The sequence below is a fragment of the Gordonia sp. N1V genome, from assembly GCF_029269935.1.
GTDB lineage: Bacteria > Actinomycetota > Actinomycetes > Mycobacteriales > Mycobacteriaceae > Gordonia > Gordonia polyisoprenivorans.
In genome coordinates, this window is the sequence record NZ_JARJDD010000001.1 from 86,377 (window position 1) to 104,347 (window position 17,971).

Here is a 17,971-nt window from a genome sequence, read left to right on the forward strand (position 1 = left end):
CGCCACCTCAGTGACGTGAGATCTCCCGTACCGTATGCACCGCTGCCATCTTGGCCGGATTCCGCATGACGAAGACGTGCCGGATGAGACCGTCGACCACATCGAGCCACAGGATCGCACCCGGATCGTCGGACACCGCCACGGTGAATCCCGGCATCCCGTTGACCTCCATCTCGCCGACCTGCATCTGCCGCTTCTCAGCAAGGCGCATCAGGTTGGCCATGATCCGCGCGACCTGATCGGCACCGTGGATCGGGCGCCGCGCCGCCGGCGCCTTGCCGTCGCTGTCGGCGAGATACACCGTGTCGGGCGCGAGCACCTCGAGCAGCGCCTGCACGTCACCGGTGGCCGCTGCGGCCAGAAAAGCGTGCGCCACCTGCGTTCCCGTGTCGGCGTCGGCAGCGAACCGCGGCCGTCGCGCCTGCACGTGTTCGCGGGCCCGGTGGGAGATCTGCCGGACCGCGGCAACGGATTTCTGCGTCATGTCGGCGATCTCGGCATGAGCGAACCCGAACACCTCACGGAGCAGGAACACCGCACGTTCGTCCGGTCCCAGCGAGTGCAGGACCACCATCATCGCCGTCGACACCGCTTCGAAGAGGACGACGTCGTCGGCGGGATCGCGAACGTCGATGACGATGGGTTCGGGCAACCACGGACCGACATAGTCCTCGCGGCGCCGTTGTCCGGCGCGTGCGGCGTTGAGCGCCTGCCGAGTGACCAACTTCGCGAGATAGGCCCGCGGGTCGTCGACGGCGTCGAGATCGACCACCGACCAGCGCAGGTAACTCTCCTGCAGCACGTCATCGGATTCGGTGGCCGAGCCGAGGATCTCGTAGGCGATGGTGAACAGCAGCGGGCGGTGATCGAGGAAGATCCGCAGGTGCTCGTCGCGTGTGCCACCGGTGCTCACGGCGCGACCTGTCCGTTCGGGGTCGGGTCGCGGTGGTCGACCGAGGCCGTCGAGCGGCCGGCCGGATAGATCCCCGGATGCCGGGCCTCCAGTTGCAGACCCCAGATCGTGCCCCGACAGATCAGCTCCTTCATCAGTGCGGCCCCACGGCCGGTGACCACGCCGCGCGTCGGCGAATCGTCCTTGTGGGTGGGTTGCAGCGTGGCCGCATGCCGCCCGAGGCTGACGCATTGCGCGACGAACCCGGGATACGCCGCGACCGGGTGCTCACCTTTGGCCAGCGCACGCACCGACTGCGCGGCGGCCACACCGAGCGGCATTGCGGCCTGACAGCTCATGCGGGGCACGTTACCCGCCGGCGCGACGGCATCACCGGCTCCGAGGATGCGCTCGTCGTCGACGCTGACCAGGGCGGCGTCGGTGCACAGCCGACCGAGGTGGTCGCACGTCAGCCCGCTGCGGCGTGCGAGATCAGGTACCGCGAAACCGGTGGTGACGACGGTGATGTCGGTGGCCGCCTCGACCCACTCGCCCGTTGCGTGGACGAGTGTCACCGTTGTGGCGCCGATGCGTTCGACCCGGGTGTGCTCGTGGCAGACGACGCCGAGATGCTCGAGCGCGCGGCGTGTCCGCTCGCGCCCACGGACGGACAGACTCGAGGCGATCTCGTCGGCGGTGACGAGGGTGACCCGGTGGCCGGCCTCGGCGAGTTCGGCGGCGGTCTCGATCCCGGTCAGGCCGCCGCCGACGACGGTGACGCGGCCGGCGCCTCGCAGCTCGGCCAGCCGGTTGCGCAGGCGAGTGGCCGATTCCCAGTCGGTGACCTGCTGGGCGTGGTCGGCGGCACCCTCGGTCGCCGCACTGCCGATCGCCGCACTGCCGGAGCTGCCGACGGCGTAGATCAGCCAGTCGTAGTCGAGCCGGTCACCCGAGTCGAGGCCGACCTGACGTCCGGGTGCGTCGATGTGTTCCGCGGTGGCGACGATGCGGCGGACGCGCGCGGAGAGCAGCGTCTCGAAGTCGCGGGTGGGCGTGGCGGTGCCGGCCGCCCATTGATGAAGCCGGATACGTTCGACGAAGTGGTCGCGCGCATTCACCATCACCACATCGAACGACGACTCTGCGGCCAGTCTGTTGGCTGCCATCGTGCCGGCGTACCCGCCACCGACGACCACCACCCTGCGTTGTTCACTCATGGTTCTCACTCCTTGACTGCCGGGGATCTGACATACCCGAGACACCACGCAGGCCGAGAATGTGACAGGTAGTGACTCGGATCACAGCGTCGGAGAGGTGTCGCCGGTGCATGGGTACGGCGAACGTGGCGTCGACGGTGGGTGAACACCGATGACATAACCTGACGAGGTGCTGTCTGTCCGGGAGCTGTCGCCGCGCCTGATCGTCGTCGGCATCCTCATCGCCGCCGCAGGCGTCTGTTACTCGTCGTGGGTGCTGGAGTTCTTCTGGGCCTCGCCTCTGGATCCGCTGCGCAGCTTCATGAGTGAACTCGACGCGGAGCACCGCCCGCATCGCCTGGTCTATGTGTACGGCGACGTCATCACCGCAGTATGCGCCATGCTTGCCGGGGTGCTGGCGTTCGTTCCTCGTCCCGCAGTGGCCGGCGGCTTCGCCCGCGGCGCGCTCGTGTCGCTCGTGGTGTTCGGGGTGTCCACCATCACCGACGCGTTGTCGCCCATCGAGTGCATTCCGCACGTCGACCCGAATTGCCCGTCAGAGCCGAGTGGGCTGTTGCCCCAACTGCATCACGTCCACGCCTTCACCAGCAGTGTGGCGGTGTTCGCGATCTTCATCGCGATGATCCTCGGCGTGGTCGCGGCCTGGCGGACACCGATCTGGCCGGTGCTGCGTCTGCTCGGCCTGGCGATCCTGCTGGTCATCTCTGTCGCGACGGTATGGATGTTGGCCGCCGACAACCTGTCCGGGGATTGGCTGCTGGGGCTCGCACAACGCATTCAGATCGGCGGCATGACGCTGTATCTGGTGGTGTGGGGTGCTGCGGTGGCCGTTCAGCGAAGGTCGATCACACCGTCACCGGCGTCGGAGGCGTAGAGCAACTCGATGTGCTCGGCGTACTTGTCGGCGATGGGCTTGCGCCGCAATTTCATCGTGGGGGTGAGTTCGGTGCCGCCGGGCTCCCACGCCTCGGGCACGATGGTGAATCGTTTGACCTGTTCGACTCGGGAGAGTCGACCGTTGCCGAGTCGGACCGCGCCGATGACCTCCTCGACGACCCTCGGATGCCCGGTGAGGGCTGCGACCTCGGCGTCGGGCATGTTCAGCGCCTTCGCGCGGGCGGCCGCGGCGTCGGGATCGAGTACGAGCAGCGCCGACACGAACGGTTTGGCGTCGCCGATCGCGACGACCTGACCGATCAGCGACGACGCCGCCTTCAGCGCGTTCTCGATGTTGGTGGGCGACATGTTCTTTCCGGACTCGTTGATGATGAGTTCCTTCTTGCGGTCGACGATCCGCACGTTGCCGTCCGCGTCGATCTCGGCGATGTCACCGGTGGCCAGCCACCCGTCGGAGTCTATCGTCTCGGCTGTCTTGTCAGGCTGTTTGCGATAACCGCGCATGACCACCGGCCCCCGGATCAGCAGTTCGCCGTCGTCGGCGAGCGTGACCTCGACACCCGACACCGGCTTGCCGACGGTACCGAGCCTCATGTTCTCCGGCGTGGTCATCGTGGAGACGCCGGTGGTCTCCGACATGCCCCACACCTCCAGCACCGGTATCCCCAGCCCGAGGAAGAACTGCAGCACCTCCGGCGGGATCGCGGCGGCACCCGACCCGGCGAAGGTGAGTTGGTCCATGCCGATCGCCGACCGCACCTTCTGCAGGACGAGCTTGTCGGCGAGGGTGTGCTGGGCGGTGGCGATGGCGTTGGGCGTACGGCCGTCGAGCTGCGCTTGTGCGGCCGCGGCACCGGTTCTCATCGCCCAGGCTCCCAGCTTCTTCTTGACCGGGCTGGTTTCCTCGGCGAGCTTGGCCTCGATGCCGGCCCGGATCTTCTGCCAGACGCGGGGTACCCCGAAGAAGAAGGTGGGGTGGACCTCGGGGAGTGCGGCGCCGATCTCCCGCGGATCGGGGACGGTGGTGACCTGGATACCACGCACCATGTTGGCCGCGTGCGAGGAGACCCGATCGGCGATGTGTGCGGCGGGCAGATAGGAGATGACGCGGTCGTCGAAGCCGACGTCGACGACCTCGGCCAGTGAGGTCAACTCGGAGATGATGTTGCGGTGGGTGATCTCGACACCCTTGGGCGGACCGGTGGTGCCCGAGGTGTAGATGATGGTGGCGAGATCCTCGGGCCGTACCGCCTGCCACGCGGCGGCGAAGTCGAAATCCGTTGCGCCGGAATGTTCTACGTCGTCGAGAGTGATCGCGTCGGCGGCCGGGCCGTCCACCACGATCGTCGTCGTCACCGCGGTGGACGCGGCGCGGACGGCCGGGACGAATATCTGCTCGGTGACGACGACGGCATTGCCGGCATTACCGAACAGGTACTCGATCTGCTGCGGGGAGCTGGTGTTGTAGATCGAGAACGGCACCGCACCGAGATGCAGCGCTGCGGTGTCGACAAGATGGAACTCCGGCCGGTTGGTCAGCATGATGCCCACGGTGTCGCCGGGGCCGACGCCCAGTGCGGCCAGACCTCGGGCGATCGCCTCGACCCGCCGCCCGTATTCGGCCCAGGTGATCTCTCGGATGCCGCCGACGGTGCGCAGCGCGATCGCGGTCGGGCGCATGCCTACCGTCGCCTGGAAGGCCTCGGGCAGCGTGGCGACCGACCGGCCGCTCTCGTGCGGGAAGAGAATCGGTTCGGATTCGGACATGGATGACCCCCGGCGAGAGTGGTGTGGGTGATGACGCATATCACACTAGCGGCGGGTCTTCGGCGGCACAGCCGATCGGAAGAAAAGGTAATGAGAAGGTAAAATTCCCAGTTCCAGGGGCTTCTGATCCGTCGAAGTGGGCGAGGGCGCGCTACTTCTTGGGCGGGAAGTACTTGATGAGCGCTTCCTGCACGACGGAGGTGGCCAGTGTTCCGTCCCGCATCCAGAACCGCCCCGAACCCATCCCGCGCGATCCGGTCGCCACCGGGGATCGCGTCGCGTAGAGCATCCACTCGTCGAAGCGGAAGTCACGGTGGAACCACATCGAATGGTTCACGGTGGCCGCGAAGAGTCGATCGATGCCCCACGACAAGCCGTGTGTGGTGATGATCGAGTCGAGGACGGTGGTGTCGGAGGCGTAGCACATGGCGGCCACATGCATGATCGGGTCGTCGGGCATCTGGCCGTCGGTCTTCATCCACACACGGTTGTCGCGCAGCTTCTCCCCCGCTTCACGCATCTTCCACGACGGGTCGTTGGCGAACCGGATGTCGATCGGGTGCAGTGCGTCGACGAAGGTCGCGATCCGGTCCTCGAAACCCTTGAAATGCTCACCGAGGGGTGGCAATTCTTCCGGATAGGGCACCTGTGGGATCTCCACCGCGTGTTCGAGTCCGGCCGAGTTGTCCTGGAACGCGACCAGCATGGTGAAGACCTCTTCACCCTTCTGTTTGGCGGTGACCTGACGGTTTGCGAAGGACTTACCGTCGCGGAACCGGTCGACGTGGTACTCCATCGGCTCGTTGACGTCGCCGCCGCGAATGAAGTGCGCGTGCAGGGCATGAACCGGCGGAGTGCCGCGGGTCAGGGTGCGGGCTGCCGCCACGACACCCTGACCGAGCATCTGCCCACCGAAGGTGCGCGCCGTCTTCTGTTCGGGGTGTTGCCCGATGAACAGGTCGGCGTCGCGCTGCTCGACGTCGAGCAGTTCGAGCAGCTTGCCGAGGTCGCTGGTGGGGTCCGCAGTCATGCGAACAGACTAGGGACCCCCGCGTGCCCGGTGGTCACCGGGACCGTGGCGCGGCACAGCCCACCGCTCACCGGGCGCGCCACGCCTGCACGAACGAGTGGGTGGGCCCGCGTCAGCGGCTCACCCCCCCCGCTCACCGGGCGCGCCACGCCTGCACGACGAAGAGCGCGGAGCGAAGCGACAATGCGATGAGGAGGAAGGCGTGGTGCCTCAGGCCCGGTGAGCACGCGCGGACGGAGTCCGCGCCAACAACTCAGTGGTCCTGCTCGCCGATCCGGTGGACGTGGATCATGTTGGTCGATCCGACGGTGCCGGGCGGAGCGCCGGCGACGATGACGACGACGTCGCCGTCCTTGAGCCGACCGATGCGCAGCAGCTGGTGGTCGACCTGGTCGATCATGTGGTCGGTGGTGTCGACGTGATCCACGATGAAGGTCTCGGTTCCCCAGCTCAGGGCGAGTTGGCTGCGTACGGCCTGGGTGGGCGTGAACGCGAGCAGCGGCAGACGGGAGTGCAGCCGTGCCAGTCGGCGGACGGTGTCGCCGGACTGGGTGAAGGCCACCATGGCCTTGACCTCGAGGCGTTCGCCGATGTCGCGGGCGGCGTAGGAGATGATGCCGCGTTTGGTGCGGGGAACGTGGGAGAGCGGCGGTACGTCGCGTGAGCCGGTTTCGACGGCCACGCAGATGCGGGTCATCGTCTGTACGGTCTCGATCGGCCATTTGCCGACGGAGGTCTCGCCGGAGAGCATCACCGCGTCGGCACCGTCGAGGACGGCGTTGGCGACGTCGGAGGCCTCGGCGCGGGTGGGCCGGGAGTTCTCGATCATCGAGTCCAGCATCTGGGTGGCCACGATCACCGGTTTGGCGTTCTCGCGGGCCATCTGGATGGCTTTCTTCTGCACCAGGGGGACCTGCTCGAGCGGCAGTTCCACGCCCAGGTCACCGCGGGCGACCATGACTCCGTCGAAGGCCAGCACGATGGCTTCGAGGTTGTCGACGGCCTCGGGCTTTTCCAGTTTGGCGATCACCGGAACGCGGCGGCCGACGCGGTCCATCACTTCGTGGACGAGTTCGATGTCGGCCGGGCTGCGCACGAAGGAGAGGGCGACGAGGTCGACGCCGAGTTGCAGTGCGAACTCGAGGTCGGCGATGTCCTTTTCGCTCAGGGCGGGGATCGAGGTCTTGACGCCCGGCAGGTTCAGGCCTTTGTTGTTGCTGACCGGACCACCTTCGGTGACCAGGCAGACGACGTCGTTGCCGTCGATGGCGGTGACCTTCAGTCCGACCTTGCCGTCGTCGACGAGGAGGCGGTCTCCGGCTTCGGCGTCTTCGGCGAGTTGTTTGTAGGTCGTCGAGACGCGGTCGTGGGTCCCGACGACGTCGTCGACGGTGATGCGGACCTCTTCTCCGGTGGCCCACATGACCTGTCCGTTGAGTGCGCCGTCGTCGACGAATTTGCCGAGCCGGATCTTGGGTCCTTGTAGGTCGGCGAGAATGCCCACGGCCTTCTCCGCGGCATCGCCCGCGCGACGCACACGCTCGTAGACGGTGCGATGGTCCTCATGGCTGCCATGGCTGAAGTTGAGTCGAGCAACATCCATGCCCGCCTCGACGAGCTCTTTGAGACGCTCCTCGGAGTTGGTGGCGGGACCCAGGGTGCAGACGATCTTGGTACGACGTGTCACGGTGCTCACCTTAGTCGTGTCGGATCAGCATCTCTATCGGTGGCGGCCACTGGTCATCACCCGGCCACACCGCGTTCGTCCACTCCCCCGAGGTCAGTGGCGGCGCTACCGTTTCATTGTGTTCAGCCCGATCGGGGTCGCAGTCCGGGCGCGCCGCCCGACGGCTGTGCCGTGATCGCGGCGGCGGCCTCGGTGGATTGTCAACGCACCGAAAGTGGTAACGCCGCCGGGCGGACCGGTGACGGAAGATCGGAGGCACCCATCAGGTATTCGTCGACCGACCTTGCCGCCGAACGACCTTCGGCGATCGCCCACACCACCAAGGACGCACCGCGGTGCGCGTCGCCGCAGACGAATACCCCGTCGGCGTCGGTTTGCCAGTCACTGCCGCAGGACAGCGCACCGCGTCCGTTGGGTGCGAGTTCGAGCCCGTCGAGTAGCGGTCCTCGTTCGACACCTTCGAATCCGATCGCGAAAAGCGCCAGTTCGCAGGGGATCTCGAATTCTTCACTGACCGGAGTGATCACCCGTCGGCCGTCGGGTTCGCGGACGACGGCGACTTCGGCGAGAACCAACGTGGTGACGTTGCCGTGTTCGTCACCGACGAATCGTTGCACTGCCACCTGATATTTGCGTTCGCCGCCTTCGGCGTGCGCGCTGGAGGTGCGCATCACCAGCGGCCAGGTCGGCCACGGGGATCGTGTGTCGTCGCGATCGGAGGGCAGTTCGGGGTTGTAGTCGAGTTGGACCACCGAGGCCGCTCCCTGCCGATGCGCGGTGCCGAGGCAGTCGGCACCGGTGTCGCCGCCACCGATGATGACGACGTGTTTGCCCTTGGCGGTGATCGGCGCGGGGCCGTCGCCCTCACATTCGCGGTTCGCCGGGACCAGATGCTCCATGGCGAGGTGCACACCGTTGAGGTCGCGCCCGGGTACCGGGTTGTCGCGGGCGGCCATCGCACCGATCGCGAGGACGACGGCGTCGTGGCGCTCGCGCAGCTCCGCCACCGACAGGTCGGTGCCGACGTTGCATCGGGTGACGAATTCCGTTCCCTCGGCGCGCATCTGGGCGATACGGCGGTCGATGTCGGACTTCTGCAGCTTGTATTCGGGGATGCCGTAGCGCAGCAGTCCACCCAGCCGGTCGTCACGCTCGTAGAGGGTGACGTCGTGGCCGGCGCGGGTCAGTTGCTGGGCGGCGGCGAGGCCGCCCGGTCCGGAGCCGACCACGGCGACCGACTTGCCGGTCTTGAGGGCGGGCGGCTCGGGTCCGATGATGCCCTCGGCCCAGGACTCGTGGGCGATCGTCTTCTCGATCCGCTTGATGGTGACGCTGCCGCCGGTGGTGTTCTCCGAGATGGACAGCACACACGCCGCCTCGCACGGGGCCGGGCACACCATTCCGGTGAACTCGGGAAAGTTGTTGGTCGCGTGCAGGCGTTCGCTTGCCGCGTCCCATCGTCCGCGTCGGACGAGGTCGTTCCATTCCGGGATGAGGTTGCCCAGCGGGCAACCCGCGGTTCCGGAGTGGCAGAACGGGATACCGCAGTCCATGCATCGCCGGGCCTGATCGCTCACCTCGGAGAGCACTTTGATCGGGTTGTCGGCGTGCTCGTAGACATCGCCCCAGTCGCGGATGCGCTCGGCAACCGGCCGGTATCGGGCCTCTTTCTTCGGGACCTCCAGGAATCCGCGCGGATCAGCCACGTGCCGCCTCCATGATCGCTGAATCAACGTCGCGCCCTTCGGCTTCGGCCATCTGGGCCGCGTCGAGGACACGCTTGTAATCGGTGGGCATGACCTTGGTGAACGCGAGGCACCGTCGTGGCCAGTCGGCCAGCATCGACGCCCCGATCGCCGACCCGGTCAGCTCGGTGTGGATGGTGATGTGCTCATGGAGCCAGCGCAGGTCGTCGGGGTCGGGGCGCATCAGCTCGACCATCGCCATGTTGACCTTGGCGGGATCGAGGTCGTAGACGAAGGCCATCCCGCCGGACATGCCGGCCGCCATGTTGCGTCCGGTCGGCCCGAGGATCACCACCCGACCACCGGTCATGTATTCGCAGGCGTGGTCGCCGACGCCCTCGACCACGGCGGTGGCACCGGAGTTGCGCACGGAGAACCGCTCGCCGACGCGGCCGCGGAGATACACCTGCCCGGATGTCGCGCCGTAGAGAATGGTGTTGCCTGCGATGACCTGATCCTCGGCGATGAACCAGGCGTCGGGGTCCGGTGCCACCACGATCTTGCCGCCGCACAAGCCTTTTCCGACGTAGTCGTTGGTGTCGCCGCTGAGTTTGATCGTCACACCCGGCGGCAGGAATGCGCCCAGCGACTGACCGGCCGAGCCGGTCAGCTCGACGGTGATCGTGTCCTCGGCGAGTCCGGCGGCACCGTAGCGGCGGGTGACCTCGGCGCCGAGCAGCGTGCCCACCGTGCGATTCACGTTGCGCACCGGCAGTTCCAGGGTGACGGGGTGTGCGTCCTCGAGCGCTCCCTCGGCGAGCTGGATCAGCGTCTGGTCGAGCGCCTTGTCGAGTCCGTGGTCCTGGCCGCGCACCCGACGCGTCGGACCCTTGTCCTCGATCCGACGGAAGATCGGGCTGAGATCGAGGCCCTTGCTCTTCCAGTGCGCGACGGCGGCATCGGTGTGCAACCGCTGCGACTGGCCGACCGCCTCGTCGAGCGTCCGATAACCCAACTGTGCCAAATACTTCCGCACATCCTCGGCGATGAACCGGAAGAAGTTGACGATGTGCTCGGCCTGCCCGCTGAACCGCGCACGCAACTGCGGATTCTGGGTGGCCACACCCACCGGACAGGTGTCGAGGTGACACACACGCATCATGATGCAGCCGGTCACGATGAGCGGCGCGGTGGAGAATCCGTATTCTTCGGCACCGAGCAACGCCGCCATGATCACATCCCGACCATTACGCAGCGCGCCGTCACACTGGACGGTGATGCGATCGCGTAAACCGTTGAGCATCAACGTTTGTTGCGCGTCGGCCAGACCGATCTCCCACGGCGTGCCGGCGTGTTTGAGTGAGGTCAGCGGCGAGGCCCCGGTGCCGCCGTCGTGACCGGAGATGAGCACGACGTCGGCATGCGCCTTGGACACACCGGTGGCGACCGTGCCGACGCCGACTGCGCTGACCAGCTTCACGTGGATTCGGGCCTGCGAATTGGCGTTCTTGAGGTCGTGGATCAGCTGGGCGAGATCCTCGATCGAGTAGATGTCGTGATGCGGCGGCGGCGAGATGAGTGCCACGCCCGGGGTCGAGTGGCGGGTCTTGGCGATCCACGGGTACACCTTGTACGCCGGAAGCTGGCCGCCCTCACCGGGTTTGGCTCCCTGCGCCATCTTGATCTGGATGTCGGTGGCGTTGATCAGATAATCGCTGGTGACACCGAACCGGCCCGACGCCACCTGTTTGACCGCACTGCGCCGCTCCGGATCGTAGAGCCGGTCGACGTCCTCGCCGCCCTCCCCGGAGTTCGACCGGGCACCGATGCGGTTCATCGCGATCGCAATGGTCTCGTGCGCTTCGGCCGAGATCGAGCCGTAACTCATGGCGCCGGTGTTGAAACGCTTCATGATCTCCTCGGCCGGCTCGACCTCCTCGAGCGGGATCGGGTCGCGCGCACCGAGATCGAGTTCGAACAGACCGCGCAGCGTGCCGCCCTCGCGTTGGAGGCGGTCGACCTCGTCGGAGTACTTCTGGAACACGTCGTCGCGCCCGGTCTTGGTGGCGTGCTGCAGCAGGAAGATCGTCTCCGGGGTGAACACATGCAGTTCACCCTCGCGGCGGTACTGGTACTCGCCACCCACCTCGAGTCGGCGATAGACCTGCTCGGTCGGGTTCTCCGGGAACGCGCGATGGTGGCGCATCCGGACCTCCTCGGCGAGTTCGTCGAGGCCGACACCCTCGATGCGGGAGACGGTCCGGGTGAAGTACTCCCTGACCACCTCCGAGGACAGGCCGACGGCCTCGAACGCCTGCGAGGCGGTGTAGGAGCTGATGGTGGAGATACCCATCTTGCTCATCACCTTCAGCACACCCTTGCCGAGTGCCTCGACGTAATTGCGGATGGCCTTGCTGGCGGCCACCCCGATCAGCTCGCCCTGCGCGATCAGATCTTCGATCGATTCCAGTGCGAGATACGGATTCACCGCGGCCGCACCGAATCCGATGAGCAGGGCGATGTGGTGGACCTCGCGGGCATCACCGGACTCGACGACCAGCGCGACCTTGGTGCGTTCCTTGGTGCGGACCAGGTGGTGATGCACCGCGGAGGTGGCCAGCAGCGACGGGATCGGTGCGTGTTCGCGGTCGGTGTGGCGGTCGGAGATCACCAGGGTGCGATGCCCCTCGGCAATTGCCTGGCTGGCGCGCAACCGCAGATCCTCCAGTGCCGCAGCCAATCCCGGCCCGCCGTCGGCGACCTCGTAGAGCCCGTGGAGCACCTTGGCCGACAAACCGGGGTTGTCGCCGTCGTCGTCGATGTGGACGAGCTTGGCGAGATCGTGGTTGTCGATGACCGGCCAGTGCAACAAGATCTGTCGGCACGATGCCGCGGTGGGGCGCAACAGGTTCTGCTCGGGTCCCATGACCCGGGCCATCGAGGTGACGATCTCCTCACGGATGGCGTCCAGCGGCGGGTTGGTGACCTGTGCGAAGAGTTCGACGAAGTAGTCGTAGAGAAGGCGAGAACGCTTGGACAACACCGCAACCGGGGTGTCGGTGCCCATCGAGCCGAGCGGCTCGTAGCCGGAGGCCGCCATCGGGGTGAGCAGGACGCGCAGATCCTCCTCGGTGTATCCGAACGAGACCTGTCGGCGTACGACGGTGTCGTGATTCGGCGTGTAGACCGGTCGCGGCGGCAACGTCGCGATGTCGAGAAGACCCGCGTGCAGCCATTCGTCGTAGGGCTCGGCGTTGATCAGGTCGCCCTTGACCTCCTGGTCGGGGATGATCCGACCGGCGGCGGTGTCGACGAGGAACATCTTGCCCGGCTCGAGCCGACCCTTGGAGACGACGTCGTCGACCGGAACGTCGAGGACTCCGGCCTCGGAGGCGAGGATCACCCGCCCGTCGCGGGTCTGCCACCAGCGTCCCGGGCGCAGGCCATTGCGGTCGAGGACCGCCCCGACGACGGTGCCATCGGTGAAGGTGACGCATGCCGGCCCGTCCCACGCCTCCATGAGCGAGCCGTTGAACTGCAGGAACGCCCGCCGTTTGGGATCCATCGTGGGCACGTTCTCCCACGCCTCCGGCACCATCAACATCACCGCGTGGGCGACGCTGCGTCCACCGAGATGCAGCAGCTCGAGCACCTCGTCGAGCGACGCGGAGTCGGAGGCCTCCGGCGTGCAGATCGGGAACGCGCGCTTGAGGTCACCGGGAATCAGGTCGGTCTCCAGCAGGGCCTCCCGCGCGCGCATCCGGTTGCGGTTGCCGCGGACGGTGTTGATCTCGCCGTTGTGGGCGACGAATCGGAAGGGATGTGCGAGCGGCCAGGACGGGAAGGTGTTGGTCGAGAAACGCGAGTGGACGATGGCGATCGCGCTCGTGCACCGTTCGTCGCGCAGATCCGGGTAGTACAGCGGCAGCTGCATCGTGGTGAGCATGCCCTTGTAGACGATCGTGCGGCTCGACAGCGACGGGAAATAGAGTCCGGTGCCCTCGGCGTCGATCTCCGGGGTCACCCGCTCGGCCTGCTTGCGGAAGGGATAGATCGCCCGGTCGAGATCGATGCCACCGATGCGTGTGACTCCTGGCCCGGGGTCGACGGTGACGAACAGCTGCACCATGTGCGGCATGCAATCGAGTGCGGTCTCGCCGATATCGGCGCCCTCGGCGTCGACCGGGAGCTCGCGCCAGCCGAGGATCGTGATGCCCTCGGCGGCCGCGAGGTCGGTCACCCGAGCGATCGCCGTCGAGCGGAGGTCGGGGTCCCTCGGCAGGAAGCAGGTGCCCGCCGCGTAGGTGTTGACTCCCGATGCGGTCGGCGCGGGAAGTTCGAAATCAACACTGGCGCGCAGCAATTCGTCGGGCAACTGGATCAGGATGCCTGCACCGTCACCGCTGTTGGCCTCGGCGCCGGCCGCGCCACGATGTTCCAGATTCTCCAGCGCCAGCAACCCGTCGGAGACGATCGAGTGTGAGCGTCGGCCGTGGATGTCGGTGACCATCGCCACACCACAGGAATCGACCTCGGCCTCGGGGTCGTACAGGCCCTGCTTGGCAGGGAGCGCCGAAAACAACATCAATACCTCCACCGGATTCGTGACGAATCGCATGCATGATGTCCTCTGGGACAGCGCTGGCCCGTGGAGCACGTCGGTCGCGGGTATGGGCTGCCGCAAACCGTGAAATCCCACTGTAACCGACCCACCAGCGGGGTGCCCGTGATGGCGAGGTGATCCGAGCCGGCTCGAACGCCGAATCCCGTCAGCTGGTGTGTGGGGTGTCTTTGGCGGAGTCGGGAGCGGGGTCGGTGTCGACGGGAGCGCTGTCGGCGGTGTCGGGAGCGCTGTCGGCGGTGTCGGGAGCGCTGTCGGCGTCAGGCTGAGGGCTGTCGGCGTCGGGGGAAGCGCCGTCGACGGTATCGGGAGCGCTGTCGGCATCAGGCTCGGCGCTGTCGGCGTCGGGCTCGCCGTCGGCATCCGCGGGAGCGCTATCGGCGTCAGCCGGAGCGCTGTCAGCGTCAGGCTGAGCGCTGTCGGCGTCGGGCTGGGCGCTGTCGGAGGTGTCGGGAGCGCTGTCGGCATCAGGCTCGACGCTGTCGGCGTCGGGCTCGCCGTCGGCATCCGCGGGAGCGCTATCGGCGTCAGCCGGAGCGCTGTCAGCGTCAGGCTGAGCGCTGTCGGAGTCCGGCTGGGCGCTGTCAGCGTCAGGCTGAGCGCTGTCGGAGTCGGGCTGGGCGCTGTCGGCATCAGGCTGGGCGCCGTCGGCGGTGTCGGGAGCGCTGTCGGTGTCAGGCTCGGCGCTGTCGGCGTCGGCTGCGGGGGACGTCCACGGGGAGGGGGCTGGGGTGGCCGGTGCGACGGCGTCCTCGTCGAGTTCCGGGTCGACGGCGGCTTCCTCGTCGTGTTCGGCGATGCCCTTGTCGATGACCTCGGTCGCGGTGGTGTCGTCGCCTGCATCGGTCATCTCGCCGTCGGAGTCGAACGGCTCGTCCTCGTCGGGCTCCGACCCGGGCTCGTCGTCGAGTTCGTCGTCCGGGTATCGGTCGTCGACGTAGCCGACGACACCGAGGGCTTCGAGTTCCTCGGCACGGTCGGGGTAGTACATCTCCAGACCGCGCTCGCGGCCCTTGGTGGCGACGACGAAGTAGATCGCCGCGCACACGAACAGCAGGGCGGAGGTGAAGACGTTGATGCGGATGCCGGCGATGAAGGTGTACGCGGTGTCCGAGCGCAGGAGTTCGACGACGAATCGGCCTGCACAGTACCCGGCCACGTACAGTGCGAACAGTCGGCCGTGACCGATGCGGAATCGCCGGTCGAGCACCACGAGCACGAGAACCACGAGCACGTTCCACACCAACTCGTACAAGAAGGTGGGGTGGACGATCTCGTACACCTGGCCGGTCGAGGTCCCGTTGATCAGGTTGGGTCCGGTCTGGATGCCGTTGGTGCGCTCGTAGATCTCCAACCCCCACGGCACCGTTGTCGGTCGGCCGTAGAGCTCCTGGTTGAAGTAGTTGCCCAGCCGCCCGATCGCCTGGGCGAGGAGGATCGCGGGCGCGATGGCATCGCCGAACGCGGGCAACCGGATACCGTGACGGCGCGCACCGATCCACGCGCCGAGGGCACCGAGGATCACCGCACCCCAGATTCCGAGACCACCGTCCCAGATCTTGAAGACGTCGATCGGGGACTTGCCACCGCCGCCGAAGTAGATTGACCAGTCGGTGAGGACGTGATAGATACGGCCACCGATCAGACCGAAGGGCACTGCCCAGATGGCGATGTCGAGGACTTCACCGGGCTGGCCGCCGCGTGCGATCCAGCGGCGATCCCCCCACCAGACCGCGACGATGATGCCGACGATGATGCACAGCGCATACGCCCGCAGCGGGACCGGCCCGAGATGCCAGACCCCCTGCGGCGGACTGGGGATATAGGCGAGCAACGTCGTCGTCGGCGCGATCACGGTCACACCCTAACCGACTGTCGAAGGCACACGATCGCACCACCCGGTCGGTTCGTCCGATCGGACCTCACGTGCGCGGGTCACCTCGGCGGGTTCGGATGGGCGACGCCGTCGGCGAGTTCGCGTACCAGATCACGCAGCTGACCCTGCCCGGCCTGCGCCGCGGTCACCAGGGCCGAACCCACGATGACACCGTCGGCATAAGAGGCGATCTCGGCGGCCTGCTCGCCACTGCGGACGCCGAGACCGACCCCGATCGGGATGTCGGAGTACTCGCGGATCCGGGCACAGAGCTCGGGGGCGGCGTTCGACACCGCGGTGCGAGCGCCGGTCACTCCCATCGTCGAGGCCGCATAGACGAAACCGCGACACGCATCGATGGTGTACGCCAGACGTTCCGGGGTCGACGACGGTGCGACCAGATAGATGCGGTCCAACCCGTGGGCATCGGAGGCCTCGTGCCACGCATGTCCCTCCTCCGGGATCAGGTTGGGGGTGATCAGTCCGGCTCCCCCGGCCTCGGCGAGATCGGCGGAGAACCGCTCGACACCGTAGGCGAGGATGGGATTCCAGTAACTCATCACGACGGCCTGCCCCCCGGCCTCGGTGATCGCCCGGACCGCGGTGAACACGTCGCGCACCCGCACCCCGTTGGTCAGTGCGAGATCGGCGGCTTCCTGGATCGTCGGCCCGTCCATCACCGGATCCGAGTAGGGCACCCCGACCTCGATGATGTCGCACCCGGCCTCGACCATGGTGGTGAACGACTCCACCGACCCGGCCACCGTCGGATAGCCCACGGGCAGATAGCCGATCAGCGCGGCACGGCCCTGCTCGCGGCAGCGGGTGAAGACCGGCGAGAGCTTGGAGGCTCCGGCGTGTCGGACGGTCGGCGCAGTCATCGGCTCTCCCCCGGATCTGATTGGGCCGCTTCGGATTCGGACTGTGTCTCGGTTTCCGAGGGAGGCGGATCGAACAGATGGAACCATTCCGCGGCGGTGTCGACGTCCTTGTCGCCGCGACCGGACAGGCTGACGACGATGATCGGTGCGCCGTCGGTACCGGCCTGCGCCCCGCGCGGTGAGGTGCGGGCGAGTTCGTGGCCGAGTTGCAACGCCCCGGCCACCGCATGCGCCGACTCGATCGCCGGGATGATCCCTTCTCGCCGGCTCAGCAACGCCAGTGCATTCATCGCCTCGGTGTCGGTGATCGGTCGGTACTCGGCCCGGCCGATGTCCTTGAGATAGGCATGCTCGGGACCGACCCCGGGGTAATCCAAACCCGCCGAGATGGAATGGGATTCGATGGTCTGGCCGTCCTCGTCCTGCAGGAGGTAGGAGAACGCACCCTGGAAGGCGCCCGGTGAACCACCGGTGAACGTCGCCGCGTGCCGGCCGGTATCGACGCCGTCACCGGCGGCCTCGTACCCGACGAGCCGGACGTCGGCGTCGTCGATGAAAGGGTGGAACACACCGATCGCGTTCGAGCCGCCGCCGACGCAGGCCACCACCGCGTCGGGCAACCGCCCGACGCGCGAGAGGATCTGTGCCCGGGCCTCGAGGCCGACGATGCGCTGCAGATCGCGCACCAGCATCGGGAACGGATGCGGCCCCGCGGCTGTACCGAAGCAGTAGTAGGTGTTGTGCGCGTTGGTGACCCAGTCACGGAGCGCCTCGTTGATGGCGTCCTTGAGGGTCGCCGAGCCGGTCTCCACCGCAATCACCGTCGCACCGAGCAGACGCATCCGCGCCACGTTCAGCGCCTGGCGTTCGGTGTCGACGCGACCCATGTAGACGATGCACTCCATCCCGAACAGGGCACAGCCGGTGGCGGTGGCGACCCCGTGCTGACCGGCACCGGTCTCGGCGATGATGCGCGACTTGCCCATCCGGCGGGCCAGCAACAACTGACCGAGCACGTTGTTGATCTTGTGGGAACCGGTGTGGTTCAGGTCTTCTCGCTTGAGGAAGACCCGCGCGCCGCCGGCATCGTCGGACAACCGCGTCGCCTCGTACAGCGGCGAGGGCCGACCGACGTAGTCACGCTGCAGCCGGTCGAGTTCGGCGAGGTAGTCGTCATCGGTGCGCATCTTCTCGTAGGCGGTGGTCACCTCGTCGATGACCGCCATCAACGCCTCGGGAACGTGCCGCCCACCGTAGACACCGAAGTGTCCGCCGGCGTCGGGCTCGAGGGAGGTGCGGGTGGCCACTCCCTGACTGGCCGTGGGCAGGACGGTCGGGGCGGCGTCGGTGCCGCTGCTCTGATCGGTCGTCACAGGACACCTCACTGCATCACATACGCGTCCACGGCTCGGCCGGAG

At 67.2% G+C, this 17,971-nt stretch carries 11 protein-coding genes; 1 reads left to right on the forward strand and 10 read right to left on the reverse strand.

Going from position 1 to position 17,971, the window contains the following annotated elements:
* Positions 1–7: 7 nt before the first annotated feature.
* Positions 8–913 (reverse strand): RNA polymerase sigma factor SigJ, encoded by a 906-nt coding sequence (sigJ, locus tag P3L18_RS00420; protein WP_276112930.1) that lies wholly within the window; start codon positions 911–913, stop codon positions 8–10.
* Entirely contained in the window at positions 910–2,109 is a 1,200-nt protein-coding gene (locus P3L18_RS00425) for an FAD-dependent oxidoreductase (RefSeq protein ID WP_276112931.1), read from the reverse strand. The genes sigJ and P3L18_RS00425 overlap by 4 nt, the downstream gene beginning before the upstream one ends.
* Before the next feature lie 169 nt (positions 2,110–2,278).
* Here P3L18_RS00425 and P3L18_RS00430 point away from each other — a divergent pair, with 169 nt between their 5' ends.
* A complete protein-coding gene (locus P3L18_RS00430; protein ID WP_211544687.1) occupies positions 2,279–2,983 on the forward strand; it encodes a DUF998 domain-containing protein in 705 nt (234 codons plus the stop codon).
* On the opposite strand, the gene P3L18_RS00435 is transcribed toward P3L18_RS00430, so the two are convergent.
* The 8 genes from P3L18_RS00435 to trpB all read right to left on the reverse strand — a co-directional run bounded on the left by P3L18_RS00435 (position 2,941) and on the right by trpB (position 17,926).
* Complete coding sequence (locus tag P3L18_RS00435) at positions 2,941–4,773, reverse strand: long-chain fatty acid--CoA ligase (protein ID WP_276112932.1); 1,833 nt, start codon at positions 4,771–4,773, stop codon at positions 2,941–2,943. The genes P3L18_RS00430 and P3L18_RS00435 overlap by 43 nt on opposite strands.
* 151 nt (positions 4,774–4,924) lie before the next feature.
* Positions 4,925–5,803 (reverse strand): acyl-CoA thioesterase II, encoded by an 879-nt coding sequence (locus P3L18_RS00440; RefSeq protein WP_276112933.1) that lies wholly within the window; start codon positions 5,801–5,803, stop codon positions 4,925–4,927.
* A 253-nt stretch (positions 5,804–6,056) separates the two neighbouring features.
* Positions 6,057–7,490 (reverse strand): pyruvate kinase, encoded by a 1,434-nt coding sequence (pyk, locus tag P3L18_RS00445; protein ID WP_006369672.1) that lies wholly within the window; start codon positions 7,488–7,490, stop codon positions 6,057–6,059.
* 200 nt (positions 7,491–7,690) lie between these two features.
* Entirely contained in the window at positions 7,691–9,196 is a 1,506-nt protein-coding gene (locus P3L18_RS00450) for a glutamate synthase subunit beta (protein ID WP_276112934.1), read from the reverse strand.
* Positions 9,189–13,760, reverse strand: a complete 4,572-nt coding sequence (gltB, locus tag P3L18_RS00455) for a glutamate synthase large subunit (RefSeq protein WP_276113129.1) — start codon at positions 13,758–13,760, stop codon at positions 9,189–9,191. Before gltB ends, P3L18_RS00450 begins: the two co-directional genes overlap by 8 nt.
* Before the next feature lie 184 nt (positions 13,761–13,944).
* Positions 13,945–15,651, reverse strand: a complete 1,707-nt coding sequence (gene lgt, locus P3L18_RS00460; protein ID WP_276112935.1) for a prolipoprotein diacylglyceryl transferase — start codon at positions 15,649–15,651, stop codon at positions 13,945–13,947.
* Between the two features lie 80 nt (positions 15,652–15,731).
* On the reverse strand, positions 15,732–16,553 hold the full coding sequence (gene trpA, locus P3L18_RS00465; protein WP_006371428.1) for a tryptophan synthase subunit alpha: 822 nt from the start codon (positions 16,551–16,553) through the stop codon (positions 15,732–15,734).
* Positions 16,550–17,926: a tryptophan synthase subunit beta gene (trpB, locus tag P3L18_RS00470; protein ID WP_276112936.1), complete on the reverse strand. Its 1,377-nt coding sequence runs from the start codon at positions 17,924–17,926 to the stop codon at positions 16,550–16,552. The genes trpA and trpB overlap by 4 nt, the downstream gene beginning before the upstream one ends.
* Positions 17,927–17,971 lie beyond the last annotated feature (45 nt).